18 protein-coding genes are annotated in these 20549 nt (G+C 54.0%); 14 read left to right on the forward strand and 4 right to left on the reverse strand.

Going from position 1 to position 20549, the window contains the following annotated elements:
* Window positions 1–51: 51 nt before the first annotated feature.
* Window positions 52–951: a tRNA glutamyl-Q(34) synthetase GluQRS gene (gene gluQRS, locus ACHZB8_RS20460; protein WP_316863033.1), complete on the forward strand. Its 900-nt coding sequence runs from the start codon at window positions 52–54 to the stop codon at window positions 949–951.
* On the opposite strand, the gene ACHZB8_RS20465 is transcribed toward gluQRS, so the two are convergent.
* Window positions 938–1894, reverse strand: a complete 957-nt coding sequence (locus ACHZB8_RS20465; RefSeq protein WP_316863034.1) for an AEC family transporter — start codon at window positions 1892–1894, stop codon at window positions 938–940. The two genes, gluQRS and ACHZB8_RS20465, sit on opposite strands and share 14 nt — an antisense overlap.
* 183 nt (window positions 1895–2077) lie before the next feature.
* On the opposite strand from ACHZB8_RS20465, the gene ACHZB8_RS20470 reads away from it, so the two are divergent.
* A complete protein-coding gene (locus ACHZB8_RS20470) occupies window positions 2078–3184 on the forward strand; it encodes a hybrid sensor histidine kinase/response regulator (RefSeq protein ID WP_316863035.1) in 1107 nt (368 codons plus the stop codon).
* 3 nt (window positions 3185–3187) lie between these two features.
* On the opposite strand, the gene ACHZB8_RS20475 is transcribed toward ACHZB8_RS20470, so the two are convergent.
* The gene (locus ACHZB8_RS20475) at window positions 3188–5206 is read right to left on the reverse strand and encodes a protein meaA (RefSeq protein ID WP_316863037.1); all 2019 of its coding nucleotides are present in this window, start codon (window positions 5204–5206) and stop codon (window positions 3188–3190) included.
* A gap of 341 nt (window positions 5207–5547) precedes the next feature.
* Between ACHZB8_RS20475 and ccrA the strand changes: the two genes are divergently transcribed.
* The gene (gene ccrA, locus ACHZB8_RS20480; RefSeq protein ID WP_316863039.1) at window positions 5548–6834 is read left to right on the forward strand and encodes a crotonyl-CoA carboxylase/reductase; all 1287 of its coding nucleotides are present in this window, start codon (window positions 5548–5550) and stop codon (window positions 6832–6834) included.
* Between the two features lie 98 nt (window positions 6835–6932).
* Here the strand turns inward: ccrA and ACHZB8_RS20485 are convergent, their stop codons facing one another.
* The gene (locus ACHZB8_RS20485; protein ID WP_316863040.1) at window positions 6933–7844 is read right to left on the reverse strand and encodes a YihY/virulence factor BrkB family protein; all 912 of its coding nucleotides are present in this window, start codon (window positions 7842–7844) and stop codon (window positions 6933–6935) included.
* 345 nt (window positions 7845–8189) lie between these two features.
* Here ACHZB8_RS20485 and ACHZB8_RS20490 point away from each other — a divergent pair, with 345 nt between their 5' ends.
* The 10 genes from ACHZB8_RS20490 to ACHZB8_RS20535 all read left to right on the forward strand — a co-directional run bounded on the left by ACHZB8_RS20490 (window position 8190) and on the right by ACHZB8_RS20535 (window position 18216).
* Window positions 8190–9077: a DMT family transporter gene (locus tag ACHZB8_RS20490; RefSeq protein WP_316863041.1), complete on the forward strand. Its 888-nt coding sequence runs from the start codon at window positions 8190–8192 to the stop codon at window positions 9075–9077.
* 203 nt (window positions 9078–9280) lie between these two features.
* Window positions 9281–10966, forward strand: a complete 1686-nt coding sequence (locus tag ACHZB8_RS20495) for an acyl-CoA dehydrogenase family protein (RefSeq protein ID WP_394706232.1) — start codon at window positions 9281–9283, stop codon at window positions 10964–10966.
* Window positions 10967–11266: 300 nt separating this feature from the next.
* The gene (locus ACHZB8_RS20500) at window positions 11267–12097 is read left to right on the forward strand and encodes an SDR family oxidoreductase (protein ID WP_316863042.1); all 831 of its coding nucleotides are present in this window, start codon (window positions 11267–11269) and stop codon (window positions 12095–12097) included.
* Window positions 12098–12254: 157 nt separating this feature from the next.
* On the forward strand, window positions 12255–12833 hold the full coding sequence (locus ACHZB8_RS20505) for a cob(I)yrinic acid a,c-diamide adenosyltransferase (protein ID WP_316863043.1): 579 nt from the start codon (window positions 12255–12257) through the stop codon (window positions 12831–12833).
* 61 nt (window positions 12834–12894) lie between these two features.
* Window positions 12895–13584, forward strand: coding sequence for a rhomboid family intramembrane serine protease (locus tag ACHZB8_RS20510; RefSeq protein WP_316863045.1), 690 nt, complete (start codon window positions 12895–12897; stop codon window positions 13582–13584).
* Between the two features lie 327 nt (window positions 13585–13911).
* Window positions 13912–14661 carry an electron transfer flavoprotein subunit beta/FixA family protein gene (locus tag ACHZB8_RS20515; protein WP_316863046.1) on the forward strand — a complete coding sequence of 250 codons (750 nt, stop codon included), beginning with the start codon at window positions 13912–13914 and terminating at the stop codon, window positions 14659–14661.
* 24 nt (window positions 14662–14685) lie between these two features.
* Window positions 14686–15615: an electron transfer flavoprotein subunit alpha/FixB family protein gene (locus ACHZB8_RS20520; RefSeq protein ID WP_316863048.1), complete on the forward strand. Its 930-nt coding sequence runs from the start codon at window positions 14686–14688 to the stop codon at window positions 15613–15615.
* Between the two features lie 313 nt (window positions 15616–15928).
* Window positions 15929–16807: a 3-hydroxybutyryl-CoA dehydrogenase gene (locus ACHZB8_RS20525; RefSeq protein ID WP_316863050.1), complete on the forward strand. Its 879-nt coding sequence runs from the start codon at window positions 15929–15931 to the stop codon at window positions 16805–16807.
* A gap of 477 nt (window positions 16808–17284) precedes the next feature.
* On the forward strand, window positions 17285–17836 hold the full coding sequence (locus ACHZB8_RS20530; RefSeq protein WP_316863382.1) for an RNHCP domain-containing protein: 552 nt from the start codon (window positions 17285–17287) through the stop codon (window positions 17834–17836).
* A 170-nt stretch (window positions 17837–18006) separates the two neighbouring features.
* Entirely contained in the window at window positions 18007–18216 is a 210-nt protein-coding gene (locus ACHZB8_RS20535; protein ID WP_316863051.1) for a hypothetical protein, read from the forward strand.
* Here the strand turns inward: ACHZB8_RS20535 and ACHZB8_RS20540 are convergent.
* Entirely contained in the window at window positions 18206–18913 is a 708-nt protein-coding gene (locus tag ACHZB8_RS20540) for a TlpA disulfide reductase family protein (protein ID WP_316863053.1), read from the reverse strand. The genes ACHZB8_RS20535 and ACHZB8_RS20540 overlap by 11 nt on opposite strands.
* 155 nt (window positions 18914–19068) lie before the next feature.
* Between ACHZB8_RS20540 and argH the strand changes: the two genes are divergently transcribed.
* Window positions 19069–20469 carry an argininosuccinate lyase gene (gene argH / locus ACHZB8_RS20545; protein WP_316863054.1) on the forward strand — a complete coding sequence of 467 codons (1401 nt, stop codon included), beginning with the start codon at window positions 19069–19071 and terminating at the stop codon, window positions 20467–20469.
* The last annotated feature ends 80 nt before the right edge of the window (window positions 20470–20549 follow it).

Here is a 20549-nt window from a genome sequence, read left to right on the forward strand (position 1 = left end):
ACAAGCAAGTCGTCCCGACATCAGAGCAAGCAACCCGAGCCAGAAACCCTCATGCAACCGACATTCCGTTTTGCACCAAGCCCAAATGGGGCCCTTCATCTGGGGCATGCCCTCTCGGCACTCCTCAATTTCGAAGCGGCCAAATGCATGGGAGGGCGATTTCTGCTGCGCATCGAGGATATCGACAGGATCCGCTGCACAGATGACAAAATTAACCAGATGCTTGATGATCTGGATTGGCTCGGCATCAGCTGGGAAGAGCCCGTCATGCGCCAGTCGGACCGCTTTGAGATTTACGAACAAGCGTTGAGCAGTCTTAAGGCCAAGCAGATGGTTTATCCCTCCCTTGCCAGCCGCAAGGATATCCGTGAGGCAATCGCGCAATGGCAAAGACAAAACGGGGCGACTTGGCCGAGCGATCCGGATGGATCGCCCCTCTTCCCCCGCTCACAGTTGGCACAAAAGGAACACGCCATGGGAGAGGTCGCCTGGCGCCTTGACATGGACCGCGCCCTTGAAGGATTGCCCTGTCCGCTTGCATGGCATGAAACCGGACCACTGTCTCCCGCTTATCCGGGCGGTGCAGAGCTTGAAGCCAATCCGGCCGAATGGGGTGATGTCATCCTTGCCCGCAAGGACTGCCCCACGAGCTACCATCTCTCGGTCGTCCTTGACGATACCGCGCAAGGCATAACCCACATTGTACGTGGGCAGGATCTGTTTGCAGCAACCAGCCTGCACCGATTGCTCCAAAGCCATCTCGGGCTCCCCGCTCCGCACTATCATCACCATCGCCTTCTTCATGACATCCGGGGGGCAAAGCTGTCCAAGAGCCGAGAAAGCCTGAGCCTTGGATCCTTGCGCAAGGACGGGGTCACGCCCATACAGATCCGCAGCCTGATAGAGTGGAATGACGATGACCTTTCAGCCTTTTCGCTCATTGAGCGATGATGCTGTGGGCCACGGATATCCAGAATGGCAGAGTGACGATGCTCAGAAGAACCGAAAGTGAAATCGCGTTGGCGGACAAGCGATGTCCCACCCCGAAATGGCTCGCCAGAATATAGGCATTCACTCCGGTCGGGCTCGCAGCACCAAGCAGAATCGCAGCCGTCCACTCTTTCGGTAAGGGCAGGATCGTCGCAGTGATCACATAAAACAGCGCCGGAAAGGCAACTGTTTTGACAAGACCGAGAACCAGACCATTCAGCACATCACCGCGCAACCCGTATTCGCGCATGCCGATGCCCATCGACATCAAGGCCAGAGGCACTGTGACCGGTACGATACGATCAATGACCACCCCGGCCAATTGCGGAATGGGCAGGCCCGTCACGCCCCAGATCCCACCCGCAACAATGCCAATAATGATTGGATTGCGCACAAGCCCGATACCAACCTTTTTCAGGATGGCCAGAAAATCAAGAGACTGCCCGGGCTCCCGTCCGTAGACCTCGACCATGGTTGAGCTGAGCAGCGTCATGATCGGCAGATGAATGGTCAGCAGCATGACAAGAGGAACCAGCGCATCCTCCCCCATAACGGCCGAAATCACCGGTATGCCAAGCAGAACCAGATTGGAAAAGCCGCTTGAAATACCAGCCACCGCCAAGACGCTTCCTTCCCTCCCAAAAAGAAAGCGCGTGAGCAACATGCCAAGACCAAAGGCGGCGAACACACAGATGAAAAAGGCAGCCCAAAGAGACCAGGGGGCCTGTTCGGTCAGATTGCTGGTCGCCAGCGAACGGAACATGGTCAGCGGCAACGGCACAGTGAAGACGAATTTGGACAGTGCGGTGCCCGTTTCCTGCGGAATGAGACCACTGGAGATCAGCCCATAACCAATGCCGATCAAGGCAAAGATGGGGAACACGATATAGAAAATGTCGAGCATGGAAGGCTCCGGGAGGAAGGAAATTCTGAAAAGACCTGATACAAGCAAGGCATGATGCCGCTCTTTGGCCGAAAAGACAAATGAATCACGCAAAAATCTTGTTGGCGTTTACGATCGGATCAGGGCATCATGGCCCAACTTTGAAGCGGATAACATACCAACCCGATGCCTATAGCATAGAACATGTCTAGAAACAGCCCTGAAACAGACACCAAAACACAAAACGCGGAGAGCTTTCGTCATGATCTCCGCACCCATCTCAGTGCCATCGTTTCCCTGACAGATCTCATCCAGAAAACATCAGACCCGGACAAATCGGCTAGCCTGATCGCGGCGCTTCATTTTGCAGCCGACAGCGCCCTTGCCATGGTTGCTGGAGATGTCGCAACCAACAAGACAGAAACCAGCGCAAGCATTCTGCTGACAAACTGGCTTGCCGAATTCAAGGGGCTTGCTGAAATCCTCACTCATGCGCAGAAAACGGCCTTTTCGCTCAGGATTGACAAGAGCCTTCAGAATTCAAAACTGATCGCGCCGGACCCGGTCTATCTGCATCGTATTTTGATGTTGTTGCTCGACAATGCGCTGAAATATGCCCCGGGTTCGGATATCACCTTGTCTGCAAGCCAGAATGGCCAAGAGGACATTTGCCTTGAGCTGGCAGATACGGGCCCCGGCTTTCAGTCCCAGGATCCATCCCTGCTCTTTGAGCCCTACAACAGGGGAGAAAATATCAAGCAACAGGGACAGGGGCTTGGGCTCTGGAGCGTGAGAAACATTCTCGCAGCCATGGGCGGCAGCATCACAGCGCATGAAAACAAGCCAAACGGCGCGGTTTTTCAGATTCGGCTGCCCGCTCAGTCGGCATCGCAAAACCTCATTGGCGGAGAAGACAAAAAAGACATTTCAGATGGCCTTCCTGACAAAGCAGGCCAGTCTCAGCTCCATATTCTGGCGGTTGACGACAATGATACCAATCGCTTCATTCTGAGCGAAGTGCTGCAAGCGATGGACCATTCCATCACCGCAGTCCGATCGGGCGAGGAAGCATTGACCTTGCTGGAAGAGATTACCCCGGATCTTGCCATCATCGATATCAGGATGGAGGAAATGGACGGATGGCAACTGGCAAAGCAGATCAAGAAAAAGGACAGCCTTTCCTCGATGCCGCTCATCGCCATGTCGGCCGATGACGCCCCGAACGCCATCGACCCCTTTTGCTGCTGGATGAAGCGCCCGGTTGATCCGGGCACCCTTTATGAAATCATCAACAGGGTATCGCCGGAATGAGCCTCAGGCCACCAGTTCGGTGATATTGCGAATGATCTCGTTGAGCTGAAAATCCTTCGGCGTATAGACAGCCGCAACTCCATATTCCTTGAGGATTTTCTCGTCCGCTGGCGGGATGATACCACCGACCACCACCGGTACATCCTCAAGTTCCAGTTCTTTCATGAGTTTCATGACATCCCCCACCAATGCCAGATGAGAACCCGAAAGAATGGAAAGCCCGACCACGTGAACACCTTCTTCAAGGGCTGTATTGACGATCTGCTCCGGCGTCAGGCGAATGCCCTGATAGACCACCTCGATGCCACTGTCACGCGCCCGGACCGCAATCTGTTCGGCCCCGTTTGAATGACCATCGAGCCCAGGCTTGCCAACCAGCATCTTGAGACGACGCCCAAGTTTTTCAGACGCCACGCTGACAGCTTCACGTACATCTTCCAGATCGGTCCCATCGGTACGAGCCGCCTTGCCAACCCCGGTTGGCGCACGATATTCCCCAAAGACATCACGCAGAATGGCACCCCATTCGCCGGTCGTGACCCCAGCCTTGGCACAGGCGATGGAGGGCTCCATGATGTTGGCACCTGCGGCAGCCGCCTCACGCAAGGCAGTGAGCGCATCTTCAACCGCAACATCGTTACGAGCTTCACGCCAGGCCTTGATCTTTTCAACCGCCTCCTGCTCGACCGCAGGATCAACCGTCAGAATACCGCTATCCTCACCAGAAGACAAAGGCGAGGGTTCGCTTTCCTTAAACCGGTTGACGCCAACTAGCGTCAGACTACCCTTCTCGATGGCTTCGAGCCGCATGGCGTTGGACTCCACCAGCTTCTGTTTCATGTAGCTGGTTTCAATCGCCGCAATGGCCCCCCCCATTTCCTCTATACGCACCATTTCCTCGCGCGCTTCGGCCTTGAGTGCCCGAACCTTGTCCTCGATCTCCTTGGAGCCATCAAACAGATCGCCATATTCAAGCAGATCCGTCTCATAGGCCATGATTTGCTGCATGCGCAGGGACCATTGCTGATCCCACGGACGCGGCAAGCCCAGAGCTTCATTCCAGGCAGGCAACTGCACAGCACGAGCCCTCGCGTTCTTGGACAGAACCACCGCAAGCATCTCGATGAGAATGCGATAGACGTTATTTTCAGGCTGTTGTTCTGTCAGACCGAGCGAGTTGACCTGAACCCCATAACGAAAACGACGATATTTCTCGTCCTTCACATCATAGCGTTCGCGGCAGATCTCATCCCAAAGCTCGGCAAAGGCGCGCATCTTGCAAAGTTCGGTCACAAACCGCATCCCGGCATTGACGAAAAAGGAAATACGACCCACGGCTTTGGCAAAATCTTCCTCCCCGATCACGCCACCATCCTTGACCGCGTCAAGCACGTCGATTGCCGTAGACAAGGCATAGGCCAGTTCCTGCACCGGCGTCGCTCCGGCTTCCTGCAAATGATAGGAACAGACATTCATCGGGTTGAATTTCGGCATGTGGTTATAGGTGAAGCCGATGATGTCGGTGGTCAGACGCAAGGAGGGTTTCGGCGGAAACACATAGGTTCCACGAGAGAGATATTCCTTGATCAGATCATTCTGCGTCGTACCGGACAGTTTCTTGCGATCCGCCCCCTGTTCATCGGCAACAGCGATATAGAGCGCCAGCAACCAGGCCGCGGTCGCATTGATGGTCATGGAGGTGTTCATCTGCTCGAGCGGGATCTGGTCGAATAGCTCCCGCATGTCGCCAAGATGGGCAATCGGCACACCAACCTTGCCCACTTCCCCCCTCGAAAGGGGATGGTCCGGATCATAACCGGTTTGCGTCGGCAAATCGAAAGCCACAGACAGACCTGTCTGCCCTTTGGCCAGATTGGATCTGTAGAGCGCATTGGAGTCCTTGGCCGTTGAATGGCCCGCATAGGTACGGAAGATCCACGGCCTGTCCCTCGTTTTTTCGTCTAATATCGTCTTTGCACCACCGGAATTCAGGCCCTCTTCGGCGCGTTTCGCTCCACTCATAACTCTTTCCTCCCCTAAGGCAATTGCCGTTGCCTCACCCCTCTAAAAACCGGCCTTCCATTCCCACGGAATGAAAAAAGCTTCAAAAACCAACGGTTACGCCGCCGGTGTGCGTTCTCTTCCCTGCGGGCTGCTCCATGCCGCAAAAAAGGGGTTCCTATATTCACTGATCGGAAAGTTTCTCTTCGCACACGCAAAAAGCAAATTGGCAATAAGGCTTATATCTTCTGGCGAAATAATTTCAGATAGTTTCGCAAATGCGTGAAAAACACGATTGAACGACGAATTATGTTGCAACGCAACAAGTCCCTTGCGATGGATTTCTGACCGGAGGAGCATCAATGAACGAAGAGTTACGCGCCCAGGGCACCACTGGCGAGAAAAAGGATCTGTACGAACTGGGAGAAATCCCACCACTGGGGCATGTGCCCAAGGAAATGTATGCCTGGGCCATCCGTCAGGAGCGACACGGCCCACCCCTCACCTCATTCCAGCTCGAAGTCGTCCCGACCTGGGAGTTGGACAGCCATGAGGTTCTCGTTCTGAACATGGCAGCAGGCGTCAACTATAACGGCATCTGGGCCGGGCTGGGCGAACCCGTATCTGTCCTCGACGTGCACAAGCACCCTTATCACATTGCAGGTTCTGATGCCTCGGGCATCGTCTGGGCCGTCGGCAGCAAGGTGAAAAACTGGAAGGTCGGCGACGAGGTTGTCATTCACTGCAATCAGGATGACGGCGATGACGAGGAGTGCAATGGTGGCGATCCGATGTATTCGCCTACCCAGCGCATCTGGGGCTATGAGACCCCCGACGGCTCCTTTGCCCAATTCTCACGCGTACAGGCCCAACAGCTGATGCCACGGCCCAAGCATCTTACCTGGGAAGAAAGCGCCTGTTACGTGCTGACCCTCGCCACAGCCTATCGCATGCTGTTTGGCCATATACCGCACGAGCTGAAACCCGGACAGAATGTCCTGATCTGGGGTGCTTCAGGTGGCTTGGGTGTCTTCGGCATTCAGATTGCAGCCGCAGCAGGTGCCAACCCAATTGGCGTCATTTCTGACGAAAGCAAGCGAGACTTCGTCATGAAACTCGGCGCAAAAGGCGTCATCAACCGCAAGGATTTCAACTGTTGGGGCCAGCTGCCCAAAGTCAACTCCGAAGACTACAACACCTGGTTCAAGGAAGTGCGCAAATTCGGCAAGGCCATTTGGGACATCACCGGCAAGGGCAAAAATGTCGACATGGTCTTCGAGCATCCCGGCGAGGCGACCATTCCGGTTTCCACTTTCGTGGTCAAGCGCGGTGGCATGGTGGTGATTTGTGCCGGCACTTCAGGCTTCAATCTCACCATGGATGCACGTTATATCTGGATGCATCAGAAGCGGGTTCAGGGCTCTCACTTTGCCCATCTCAAACAGGCCCTTGCAGCCAACAGAATGGTAATCGACAAGCATGTGGATCCCTGTCTGTCCGATGTCTTCACATGGGACCAGATTCCTCAGGCGCATGAGCTGATGCTGGGCAACAAACATCAGCCGGGCAACATGTCCTGCCTTGTCAACAGCACGAGAACCGGCCTGAGAACGCTCGAAGAAGCCATTTTGGCAAGTCGCGGAAGATAGATCCCGGCAAAAAGTCACGACGTCGAATACCATCAGGATTGAGCAGAAAGCCGGTTTACCGGCTTTTTGTTTGTCAACCAGAGTGCCGACATCTCCCCTCAGCCATCATTGGCTGGTTCACGGAGCACGGAATCTGCCGTTTCCTCGTCTTCAAACGGTTTTCCCGCCTTGCTGCGCTGAACCCGACGCCAGCGAATGATCCAGGCATTCACTTCCGCGCCGTAAAGATAGATCATCGCCATGATCTGAAGAAAGATCAGCGTCGCCACAACGCCGGCAAGACCCGCATAAACGCGCGCATATTGGGCAAAATGCGACAGATAGTAGGAATAGCCTTCTGCCGTCACCCACCACATGATGAGCGTGATCAACACCCCCGGCCAGACATCATTCCATTCGATCAGACGCATCGGCAGCCACCGATGACTGGCAACGAGAAAAATGGACAGGATCGGGATGGCAATCCCGAACCGGATCACGTTGAAAATGCCCTGAAAATCTTCAATCCATGAAATATGCGGCTTGAGAAGATTCCACGCAATGGGCGCAAAAAACAAACCGGCCGCCGCCGTGAGCATGATGGCTGTCGCCCCGAAGATACCGATCAGTCCCATTGCGCGACGAGAAAGAATGGAGCGCCTTTCATAATAGCCATAGGCGCGGTTAAGCCCCTCACGCAGGCTCTCGACAAGCGATGTCAGCGTGACCAGAAAGATGACCAGAGAAATGGAGAGCAGGCTGCGGGTCCGCTCCGCAATCACCGCATCGACATCAGGCTGAAGAATGGCCGCAATCGGATCGGGCATCAACAAGGCGAGAAGATCCTGAAGGATCTTGCCCAGCCCTTCCCCGCCGATCCACACCGAAACCCCCGTCAACAACAAGAGAAATGGGAAAATCGACAACAGCATCGAGAAGGCGATATTGCTCGCCAGCGCAAATCCGTGATTATCCGAAAACCGCCAGAAAATGCGGACCGGCACCATTACCCATTCCCAAAGACGAGACATTTCAAACAACCTGATTTGACGTAACTGGCCCCAAGACGGAACCTTACACCCCTCTTATTGAGCGATCACGCTTGCAGAGTGATCTTCAAATCGCCGCCTCCTGACCCAGCTGCAAATCGAAAGCCGGAATCATGAAGATCTCGCAGAAATCAGATCTCAATGGCCCACGCATCGTTTTTATAAGCGTTCAGCAAGGAAAATCAAACGCGGAAAACAACAACCTTCGAACGGAGCACAAATCAAACCAGCTTTTACGCCCCTCACAACTGATTAAGCCATTGAATGGACTTTTCCAGAAATGGCAGATAGAGAAGGAAGCTCCCGCCTTTTTATTTGAGTATAAAAATGTTTTCAAAAGCCTTTCCCTTTTCTCTGCCTCAACTTGCTCCCTTTGTTTTCGTCGTGCTTTGGTCCACCGGATTTGTCGGCTCCAGAATGGGGGCACCCTATTCCGAACCCATGACATTCCTCTCCCTTCGCTTTGGCTCGGTGATGATCTTGCTCCTGATCCTGTCCCTTGCCCTTGGAGCAAAATGGCCGACACCTCGACAGAGTCTTCATGCTTTCATTTCCGGATTCATGATCCACGGAATTTATCTTTCCGGGGTTTTCTGGGCCATTGATGACGGCATGCCTGCGGGCCTTTTCGCACTGGTCACCGGATTACAGCCGGTGCTGACAGCCTTCTTCGCCCATGCCATTCTCAAGGAAACCATCAATCGCAATCACGTTATCGGCCTTGGTCTTGGATTGGTTGGCATATCGCTGGTTCTGCTCCCACGATTGCACGGTGGTGCCTTCTCCGTTACCCCCCAGCAGATATGCGTTGCCGTCATCGCCATTGTCGGCATTTCTCTTGGTACTGTTTATCAAAAACGCTTTGCTTCCAATCTTGACATGCGCACCGCGACCATCTGGCAATATCTCGCAGCTCTTCTGTTATGTGGCAGCTTGAGTTGTCTTTTGGAAAGCCAGACCATCATCTGGTCTGGAGCCTTCATCTTCGCGCTGGGCTGGCTGGTGCTCGTGCTCTCGATTGGCGCAATCTTCATGCTTTTATGGCTCATCGAGCATGGAGCGGTGTCCAACACCGCATCGCTCTTCTATCTTGTTCCTGCTGTCACCGCAGTGATTTCCTTTCTTCTGTTCGACGAACCCATCACCTTGTTGCAGATTGTCGGAATGATCATCACAGCAGCAAGCGTGATCCTTGCCAGCAGGAAGGCAGGATAAGCCTAAAGGTTCGCGACCAAAGTCGTGTGCATTGCAACATCAAATCGTATTACTCCTTTGGCTTATTGCAAAAATCGGCTCCTCCATTCACTGTGCAGTGCAGCATAAATGAATTTCTGTCAGCGACTTTCCAATCTCTCATCGTCCGGGAGAAACATAAAGAGATTGGATGTCACAGTCGCCGCCATGAGGAGGAGCCCCCCATGTCTTTGACTATCGAGACCCATCCGATCACCACTCCAGAGACCTTCATGCAGGACATGGAGAAGGCGATCAGTGCATGTGAAACCCTGCTGCAATCCATTATCGAGGCCGTCCGCGAAAAGGTCTCGGAAGACGGCAGGATCAAATCTGGCCTCATCGAGAAGGAACAGCGCATCACCCATGGCCTTGCCTGGGTCGCTACCTATGTCGAAGCGCTCAAGGAAATGCGCAGCTATGCCGAGAACCAGAGCAATGAAGGCAAGTTCGGTGAAATCGAAAGCCTGATCACACGCATCGCCTTTGCCGAATATCTCGCACAGATTTTTGGCGGCATCCCGATGACACAAGGCGAGATTGTCCGCCTCGCCGATTTCGGCATCACACATGACGGGGCGAGCGCCGCCTTAAGCGAAGAAGTGAACCGCCTCATCTCAGAGGGCAACAATCCCGACATCCGCAACCGTCTGGTTGCTCTGATGGAAGCCGCAGAAGGCACCGCCTCTTTTGGCAATGCAGGCCTTGACGAAACCATGGAGGCTTTCCGCGACGAGATGACCCGTTTCGCAGAAAGTGAAGTGACGCCCCACGCACATGAGTGGCATTTGGAAGACGCCTATATTCCGATGGACATCATCGAGAAAATGGCAGAAATGGGTGTCTTCGGCCTGACCATTCCGGAGGAATATGGTGGTCTTGGCCTTGGCAAGGAAAGCATGTGCGTGGTCTCCGAAGCCCTGTCACGAGGCTATATCGGCGTCGGATCATTGGGTACACGTTCGGAAATCGCAGCGGAGCTGATCCTTTGCGGCGGCACCCAAGAGCAGAAAGAAAAATGGCTGCCAGCCATTGCGAGCGGCGAAATCCTGCCAACCGCAGTCTTCACCGAACCCAATACGGGCTCAGACCTTGCAAGCCTCAAAACCCGCGCAACACTTGACGGCGACAGCTACAAGGTCACCGGCAACAAGACATGGATCACCCATCCGGTCCGGGCCGATCTGATGACCCTGCTTGTCCGCACCAACCCCAATGAGCCAGGCTACAAGGGGCTTTCCATGCTGCTGGCTGAAAAACCGCGCGGTGATGACGACACCCCCTTCCCGGCCCAGGGCATGGATGGCGGCGAGATTGAAGTACTCGGCTATCGCGGCATGAAGGAATATGACATCGCCTTCGACAATTTCGAAGTCAAGCGCGAGAATCTCCTTGGAGGCGAGGAAGGTCAGGGCTTCAAGCAATTGATGCAAACCTTCGAGGCCGCCCGCATCCAGACCGCCGCCCGCGCTATCGGCGTTGCCCAAAATGCGCTTGATCTCGGCCTGCGTTATGCTCAGGAACGGGTGCAGTTTGGCAAATCGCTGATCAACTTCCCACGCGTCATCGACAAGCTCGCGATGATGGCGGTGGAAATTATGATTGCCCGCCAGCTTACCTATTATTCAGCCCGCCAGAAAGACCATGACAAGCGCTGTGATCTCGAGGCAGGCATGGCCAAGCTGCTCGGCGCCCGCGTTGCATGGGCCGCAGCCGACAATGCATTGCAGATCCATGGCGGCAACGGCTTTGCTCTTGAATATCCCATCTCTCGTGTCTTGTGCGATGCGCGCGTCCTCAACATCTTCGAAGGAGCCGGTGAAATTCAGGCGCAGGTCATCGCCCGGCGCCTGCTCGACAGCCGCAGTTAAGAAGCCGCACCAACACACAACAACAAGAAAGGGAGGCCATCGCCTCCCTTTTTCACATCCCTTTCAGCCTGCCATGACCTTCTTTCGCAAATTTCCTTGAAAGATTGAACGCAAGACCGTTTAAATCTTTACAGAAGGAGCCAAAGGAATGATGCGATGCGCTGGCGCAAGGCCCTCAAGCAAGCAGAGACCGATCACCCTCAATGGCAAAATGCCTTTGCCGAAAAAGCCATGCGGCACCTGCCAGGCCGCAAGCAACACCCCCCGAGGCTCCAAGTCCCAACACGATAGTGAAAAATCATGACCCAGCGCTCCATCCTCATCACCGGTTGCTCGTCCGGGATTGGCCAACACTGCGCCCTGCGCCTCAAGGAAATGGGCTGGCAGGTCTTTGCCACTGCCAGAAAACTCGAAGATATCGAAAAATTGCGCAACCAGGGGCTCTTTGCCATTTATCTCGACTATACAGACACCCAATCGATCAAGGCCTGTGTCGAGGCGGTGCTCAATCACACCGGAGGCAAACTTGATGCCCTGTTCAACAATGGAGCCTATGGACAGGCCGGAGCCGTGGAAGACCTCAGCACCGATATTCTCAGAGACCAGTTTGAAGCCAACTTCTTTGGCTGGCATGAATTGACGCGCCAGATTGTTCCCGTCATGCGCAAACAGGGCCATGGGCACATCATTCATTGCTCTTCTGTTCTGGCCATAACCCCCTTGACCTTCCGAGGAGCCTATGTTGCCTCCAAATTCGCTCTGGAAGGGCTGACGGACACCATGCGACTGGAACTTCATGGTAGCAACATTCATCTCACCATGATCGAGCCCGGCTCGATTACCAGCCAGTTTCGCGAAAATGCGCGTCAGATGTTCCTCAAGACCATCGACATCAAGGGATCTCACTATCGGGACAGATACAAGACGCGCCTCAAAGCTATGGAATCCGAAGAACCGTCACGCTTCGAACTGCCTCCGGAAGCTGTTTTCAAAAAACTGCAATTCGCTCTTGAATCCAAAAATCCGAAAGCGCGATATATGGTAACCTTCCCCACCTATCTGGTCAGCTACCTCAAGCGCCTGATGCCGACGAGCTGGCTCGATGCCTTCTTGCGGGCCAATAGCGATTGACGCCCATCGGACATTGTCAGGTATATGCAAACACAGCCCTTGGCCATGTCCGCCAATTTCCGCATTTCCAATATCGCACCAATTGCATTAGAGTGCGGCTGACCAAAATCGCGGTCCTTCGCCGCAACAGTCCACAATCAAGCAACGGAAGAAATCTATGGTTCGTCTCAACAAGATCTATACCCGCACCGGCGACAAGGGAACAACCATGCTTGGCAGTGGCGAACGTCGTGCAAAACATGACCTGCGCGTGGAAGCCTATGGCACCGTTGATGAAACAAACGCGATTGTCGGGATGGCCCGTCTTGAAACCGGAGACCATCCCGGGCTTGATCACATGTTGATGCAAATCCAGAATGATCTGTTCGACCTCGGCGCGGATCTCTCAACGCCGGACACTGGTGAGGATCTTGGTTATGAGCCCTTGCGAATCATTGCAAGCCAGGTTGAACGGTTGGAAAATCAGATTGATGCCCTGAATGCAGATCTGGAACCGCTCAAGAGCTTTGTGCTACCCGGTGGCTCCCGCGCAGCCGCTCACCTGCATGTTGCCCGCACCATATCCCGCCGGACAGAAAGACTGGTCACGGCCCTTGCCGCAATTGAAACAGAGCCGGTATCGCCTGAAGCCATCAAGTATCTGAACAGACTGTCTGATTTCTTCTTTGTTGCCGCCCGCTGGACCAACGACAAGGGCGAGCGCGACGTCCTCTGGGTGCCGGGCCAAAACCGCTGACTTCCATCTGCCGATCAGCCAGTTTGGAGGCACGAATGCCACTTCGAGGGTGAAACGAGACATGTTTATTCCACTCCATGACAGAAATGAACTGCACTATGTTCGCCTGCAATATGTGACCATCGGCCTGATAGCGCTCAACGTCATCATTTTCCTGATGACAGGTGCAGGATCAAACGGACTGCAACTGAAGGAAATCGCCTACGCCTATGGGCTCATTCCGAGCCATTTCACCCCCTCGGAACTGACCTCGATCGCCGCCACCGCCCCCAGCGAATGGACAGATTTCATAACATATTCCTTCCTTCATGGCGGCTGGATGCATCTTATCGGCAATATGGCCTTCCTGTGGGTCTTTGGCGACAATATCGAAGATGCGGTCGGCCATTTCAAATTTCTGATTTTCTACTGCTTATGCGCGGCCGGCGCGGCTGCGCTTCACATGCTGGCCAATTGGGGCTCACCCGTCCCCCTCATCGGCGCATCCGGTGCAACAGCCGGCATCATCGCCGCCTACCTGATGCTGACCCCCGATGTCCGCGTCTGGATTCTCCTGCTCGGTCGCATCCCTCTGCCGATCCCCGCAATCTATTGCCTTGGCGCCTGGTTATTGATGCAACTGTTCAATTCGCTAACCAGCACCGAGGACACGGTTGCCTGGTGGGCTCATGTGGGAGGAGCCCTGACCGGAGCCATACTTATCCCGATCATGAAAAGAAAATCTGTTCCTCTGTTCCAACGTGCTAAGTGAAGCCACGTAAGCACAAACAACATATGACAGAAACTCATGTCTATCCGACGGACGGATTGTTGACAGGCCCAATCCCTGCCATTACCGTCCTCGGCGACCAACTTAAATTGTACCTGAAAACTCTGTATTCGATGCAGAAACACCATCGCATACAACTATGATCACATTGCGGATTTCAGAGAAATTTGGAAAAGATCAGCAGGCCTTAATTGAAAGCATTGGCACCGTGATCAGATCGGTTCCAACCTAGCATATATGCCAAGTCTCTTGCGCATCGATTTAGTCACTTGAACCGACACCGGCCGGTTCATATGGGAGAAGTAATTCATGAAAATCCTCGTACCCGTCAAGCGGGTTGTAGATTACAATGTCAAAATTCGCGTCAAAGCCGACGGATCAGGCGTTGATTTGGCCAATGTCAAAATGTCCATGAATCCGTTTGATGAAATTGCGGTGGAAGAGGCGGTTCGTTTGAAAGAGGCTGGAGTGGCCAGTGAAATCGTCGTCGTCTCCGTTGGTCCGCAACAGGCCCAGGAAACATTGCGCACGGGCCTTGCGATGGGGGCTGACCGCGCCATTCTGATCAAGAGCGATGAAGCAGTTGAACCGCTCGGCGTTGCAAAATTGCTCAAGGCCGTTGTTGAACAGGAAGAACCCAAACTCGTCATTCTTGGCAAACAGGCCATTGATGATGATTCAAACCAGACCGGTCAGATGCTCTCTGCCCTGCTGGGCTGGGGTCAGGGTGCCTTCGCCTCCTGCATCACCATTGAGGGTGAAAGCGCCAATGTCACCCGCGAAATCGATGGCGGCTTGCAGAAAGTCACCATTGCATTGCCCGCAGTCATGACCGCCGATCTGCGCCTCAACGAACCACGTTATGCGTCTCTGCCCAACATCATGAAGGCCAAGAAAAAGCCGCTCGAAATGAAAGAGGCTGCCGAATTCGGGGTTGATATCGCCCCTCGCCTGACCGTGCTTTCCACGACTGAGCCAGAAGCTCGCAAGGCAGGCATCAAGGTCGAAAGCGTCGCCGAACTGGTCGACAAACTGAAAAACGAAGCCAGCGTACTTTAAGGCAAGGACGAGGAGACAAATACGATGACAACCCTTCTGATTGCCGAACATGACAACAAGGCCCTGAACGAAGCAACCGCCAAGGCTCTGAATGCAGCGCTCGATCTGGGTGCGGATGTCGACATTCTCGTCGCAGGCAATGCTTGCGCCGATGTTGCCAATGAAGCAGCAAAACTGAGCGGTGCCAACAAGGTCCTGCTTGCAGAAAGCGAAGCTCTCGAGCACCACATGGCCGAAGCCATGTCTGCGCAGGTGCTGGCAATTGCCGATCAGTATGACGCAATTCTTGCTCCGGCCACCGCTTGCGGCAAAAGCTTCATGCCACGCGTTGCGGCCCTGCTTGACGTCATGCAGATTTCCGAGATCACAAAAATTGTCGCGCCGGATACGTTCGAACGCCCGACCTATGCCGGCAACGCCATCCAGACCGTGAAAAGCCAAGATTCCAAAAAGGTTCTGACAGTCCGCACCGCAACCTTCCCTGCGGTCGCCTCCGAAGGATCCGCACCGGTCGAAACCATCGCGGCTGCTGACGCACCATCGACCACGGTCTTTGTGAGTGAAGAGCTTTCCGCTTCTGATCGCCCAGAACTGGCAGGGGCCCGCGTTATCATCTCCGGTGGTCGTGGTCTTGCATCCGAAGAGCAGTTCAATGCCCTTCTGACACCAATCGCCGACAAGCTCGGCGCTGCCATCGGTGCATCTCGCGCAGCTGTTGATGCAGGCTATGCACCGAACGATCTCCAGGTCGGACAGACTGGCAAGGTCGTGGCTCCCGAACTCTATATTGCCGCCGGGATCTCCGGTGCCATCCAGCATCTGGCAGGCATGAAGGACTCCAAGGTGATTGTGGCAATCAACAAGGACGAAGAAGCGCCGATCTTCCAGGTCGCCGACTACGGACTGGTAGGAGACCTGTTCGACATTCTTCCGGAATTGGAAAAGGCCCTCTAGGCCGAGCCATCCCTGAAGCGCGCCTTTCAGGCAAAGATAAAGAAGGCCCTGCACCATCCTTGATGGCTCAGGGTCTTTTTTTTGGCCTCGGAATAAGCCAGACGTGATGAGACCGCTCAATCCTGTTCAAAATGCAGAAAAAGACAAGCCTGTTCGCAGAAAAGGGAACAAAATCTCTGCGCATGAAGGAATTTGACATATTTCAAATTTGGCAACATGCTTTAGTCGAACTGTACTCGCAGGCCATTCTCTGGAAATCTGGCATGCAAAAGCAGCCTATTGGACCCTCGTTTTGTAAATCGGTGATCAGAAAATGTCTGAAATCAGGAAGATTGGTATCATTGGCGCCGGCCAAATGGGCAATGGCATCGCCCATGTCTGTAGCCTTGCCAAATATGAAGTCGTTCTGAACGATATCGACAACGAAAAGCTCGAAAAGAGCATCAAGACCGTTGACCAAATCCTGTCACGTCAGGTGGAAAAGGGACGTATTTCACAGAAGGTGAAGGACGAAGCCTTTGCCCGCGTGCAATTCTCCCGTGATCTGGACCCGCTCTCCGAAGTCGATCTTGTGATCGAGGCCGTGACCGAAGAAGAAGATGCCAAGCGCAAGGTCTTTACAACGATCACGCCATTGTTGCGTCCCGAAACAATCGTTGCTTCCAACACCTCATCGATCTCCATCACCCGCCTTGCTGCGGCAACCGACCGACCAGAACATTTCATCGGCATGCACTTCATGAAGCCGGTTCGTGCGATGAAACTGATCGAGTTGGTGCGTGGCATCGCCACTGATGAGCAAACCTTCCTGAAGGCCAAGGACTTTGCCGAAAGTCTGGGCAAGACGGTTGCCGTTTCGGAAGATTTCCCCGCCTTCATGGTCAATCGCATCCTGATGCCGATGATCAATGAAGCGATCTATACCCTTTACGAAGGCGTGGGCAACGTGGAATCCATCGACACGGCCATTCGCCTCGGCGCAAATCACCCGATGGGACCGCTGGAACTGGCCGACTTCATCGGCCTTGATATTTGCCTCGCCATCATGCAGGTGCTTTATGATGGCCTTGCTGACACCAAATATCGCCCTTGCCCCTTGTTGGTAAAATATGTTGAGGCAGGGTGGCTCGGCAGAAAATCGGCGCGCGGATTTTACGACTATCGCGGTGAAATTCCGATCCCCACCCGATAGGCTGAAACGCCTCCGGCCATGACTGAAGAGCTGGCGCGACATTTTGTCTGATGTTGCACCAGTGTCGCACAATCAAAGCAAATTTCAACGAAGGATTGCAAGCCCGGCGTTCGGCATGTTATTGCAGCACCGGACAAAGAGAAAGGGCTTTATGATTACTCCTACCACATCAGAGCTTGTAACCTGCTAGGCATCACCCGTGAAGGGTCGATGCAATGGAGTCGTTTGCACCTGATCACCGCTCGCGTGAAGCGGGTTCGGGCGTGTTGACGGCTGGATTGGCAGCAGAATCTTTTTCCCATTCATAAACAGAAATCAGATGAAACGGACGGATCTCGTCCGCTAACGTTGCACACGTGCGAACACCACAGCAAACGCTGAGGAGCACGCGCATCGCAAAGATTTTGCTCTGCCATGTCATCCATTCGAGATGAACGGTAGACCCTTATGGAAAGACATAGCAAGCGCGACCGCAAGATGTGGTCTCCAGACTCTAGCCCAAAATGTGAAACCAACCACACAGCAGGAAAAGACAGAAAAAGAAAAAGATGGCAGGCTGCGAACACTCCGTTTCGGTGTGTTCATTGTCGGCAAATGGTATTTCCCACCGATAGCATGGGCACCATTCACCGGAACCATTGCCCCAATTGCCTTTGGTCTTTGCATGTAGACACCAAACCGGGAAACCGGGCGTCATCCTGCCACTCCAGCATGGAACCTGTGGGGCTGACATTCAAGCATAATGGCTTTGACAAATATGGGCGCGCCAGAACCGGCGATATCATGCTGGTCCATATTTGCCGCTCCTGCAACTCGATCAATCTCAATCGGATTGCAAGCGATGACCGGATCGAGGGACTTTTTGACATTTTCAGACAGTCGCAATCCTTGTCGCCAGACATCAGAAAAGGGCTCGAGGAGCATGGCGTCACGCTGTTGAATGGCTGTGACATCAAGGCGCTTCGAACCGCCCTGCTTGGCAAGGCTCATTCAGCCTCTGCCTTGATGGCCGTAGAAGGATCTCAATAGGAGACCTGTTTGAACAGGTGACCAAAGCCAGAAGACCGGAGCACAAATCGCTCCGGTCTTTGCAAATGTCATACAATTTTACGGTTTGGTTTAAAAGCGCATTTACCAGAGATTAACGCAGCCCCTGCTATAAATACGTATTCGTTACCGAACGGTCGAAAGGACTCCCCATGTCAGGCACGGAATGCCTAGGTTCTGCTATCGCCAGCACCAACATGGCACAGGGCAAGATGGAGCTAGGGGCGACCCTCACCAAGATTGCTCAGAATGCGGACAATAACATTGCCGGCGTTCTTGATGCACTTGTCCAAAGAGGGTTGGAAGCGAGCACCGCCAGCACATCACCCGGACTTGGCGAAAATCTGGATATCAAGGCTTGACGGACTTTCTTGCGTCAATTCTCTTGAGCAGATTGATCTGACCGGGCGTGGCACAATCGGAGTTACTGGCCTGCCCGGAGCCACCATCCTTGAGTTTTTCAACCAAAGCCTTCATTTCGTCGGCCGCCCAGCGGGCAGGACCGGCCATATGCGCAAGCGAACAGCCATCAGCATCAATCAGCACCGTTGAGGGCATTCCAAACGCCATGCCCTTGGCTCTCAGCCCGTTGAAGAGTGCCATCTTCTCATCATAATAAAGAGAGAGATCCCTTATCCCGGTTTCTTCGAAAAAAGCCTTCGGCTTTGATGGGGCCTTACGGTCCATGCTGACCGCAACCACCTCAAATCCGTCCCCGCCAACGGCCGACTGCAAGGCGTCCAGATCCGGCATTTCCTCACGGCACGGAGCGCACCAGGTCGCCCAGATATTGAGCAAAACCGTTTTGCCGCCAAAATCAGCCAATTGAATCTCGGCTCCATCCCCTCGCTTGAAGGTGAAGCCGGAAAGATCCACCGGATGACCTTCCGTCTGCAATCCTGCGATTGGCCCTGCGATCAGAGGCTCGATTGCCGAGATCCGGGCCTTTGATGCAGAGCAGGACCCCTGTGCAAACGCCATGCTCGGAACAAGGATCAGCAAAGATACAAATGTCACAAGGCAAATCTGCCAGACTTTGAAAATTGACGATAAATACATGGTCTTTTCCTTTTCAGCCAGACACCCAGCATGGCAATGACTGGACACTTGCCTTTGACATATTTCGTTTTTCACACGCAAAGACGCTGACAGCGATATGTTGATGTGGCATAAAGCAACACGACTTTGACGATCTGATCAATGGAACATGCAGAATGAGTAATAAAATGTGGGGCGGCCGCTTTGCGGAAGGCCCGGATGCCATAATGGAAGAGATCAACGCTTCCATCGATTTCGATAAAAAACTCTACTCCCAGGACATTGCCGGATCCAAAGCCCATGTCCGCATGCTGGCCCATCAGGGTATTGTCGCCGCCGATGATGCCAAAACCATCGAACAAGGTCTAGACACAATCGCGGGTGAAATTGAGGCAGGGGACTTCACTTTTTCGCGCGCCCTTGAAGATATTCATATGAATGTGGAAAGCCGGCTTTCCGAACTTATCGGACCAACCGCCGGCCGCCTTCACACCGCTCGCTCGCGCAACGATCAGGTCGCCACCGATTTCCGCCTCTGGGTTCGGGACACGCTGGATACGCTCGATGAGCAGCTTGCCGAGTTGCAAATCGCCTTCGCAACAAAGGCTGAAGCATTTTCAACCGCAGTCATGCCCGGCTTCACCCATTTGCAAAGCGCTCAGCCTGTTACCTTCGGCCACCATATGCTGGCCTATGTCGAAATGCTCTCTCGCGACCGTGGACGCATCAAGGATGCACGCAAACGCATGAATGAATGCCCCCTGGGTAGTGCAGCCCTGGCGGGCACGTCTTTCCCGATTGACCGTCACATGACGGCCGAATTGCTCGGTTTTGACAGACCGATGGCCAACTCGCTTGATGGCGTATCGGATCGCGATTTTGCCCTTGAAGCCCTCTCGGCGACATCCATCAGCGCCATGCATCTGTCACGCTTTGCAGAGGAACTGGTCATCTGGTCTTCTGCCCAGTTCCGCTTTGCCAAGCTTTCGGACAAGTTCTCGACCGGCTCGTCCATCATGCCGCAAAAGCGCAACCCGGACGCCGCCGAATTGGTCCGGGCCAAATCGGGCCGCATCATCGGAGCACTCAACGCTCTGCTGATCGTCATGAAGGGCCTGCCGCTTGCCTATTCCAAGGATATGCAGGAAGACAAGGAACAGGCCTTTGACGCGCTTCAGAATTTCTCGCTCTGCGTGGCCGCCATGACCGGCATGGTCAAGGACCTTGAGCCCAACATCAAGGAGCTGAAAAAGGCCGCAGGCTCGGGCTACTCGACCGCAACCGATCTTGCCGACTGGCTTGTGCGCAGCCTCAACATGCCTTTCCGTAACGCCCACCATGTCACGGGTAGTCTGGTGGCAATGGCGGCAGAGCGAAATATCGAGCTGCACAAGCTGAGCCTCGAGGACATGCAAACCGTCGAGCCGAAGATAACCGACGATGTCTTTTCGGTCCTGTCCGTCGACAAATCGGTTCGCAGCAGAACCTCTTTTGGCGGCACAGCACCGGCCAATGTCAAAAAACAGGCTAAAAGCTGGCTTAAAAGGCTTGAAAAAGAAAGAGCAGCCAAGCAATAGTGCGATCAAGCACTGGCCGGAGACAGAATTCTCCGGCCTCCACTTCCCCTCGGCTTCCATGCGGACGTGAAGACCGACCA

The sequence above is a fragment of the uncultured Cohaesibacter sp. genome (assembly GCF_963556055.3).
In the GTDB taxonomy this organism is placed as follows: Bacteria; Pseudomonadota; Alphaproteobacteria; order Rhizobiales; family Cohaesibacteraceae; genus Cohaesibacter.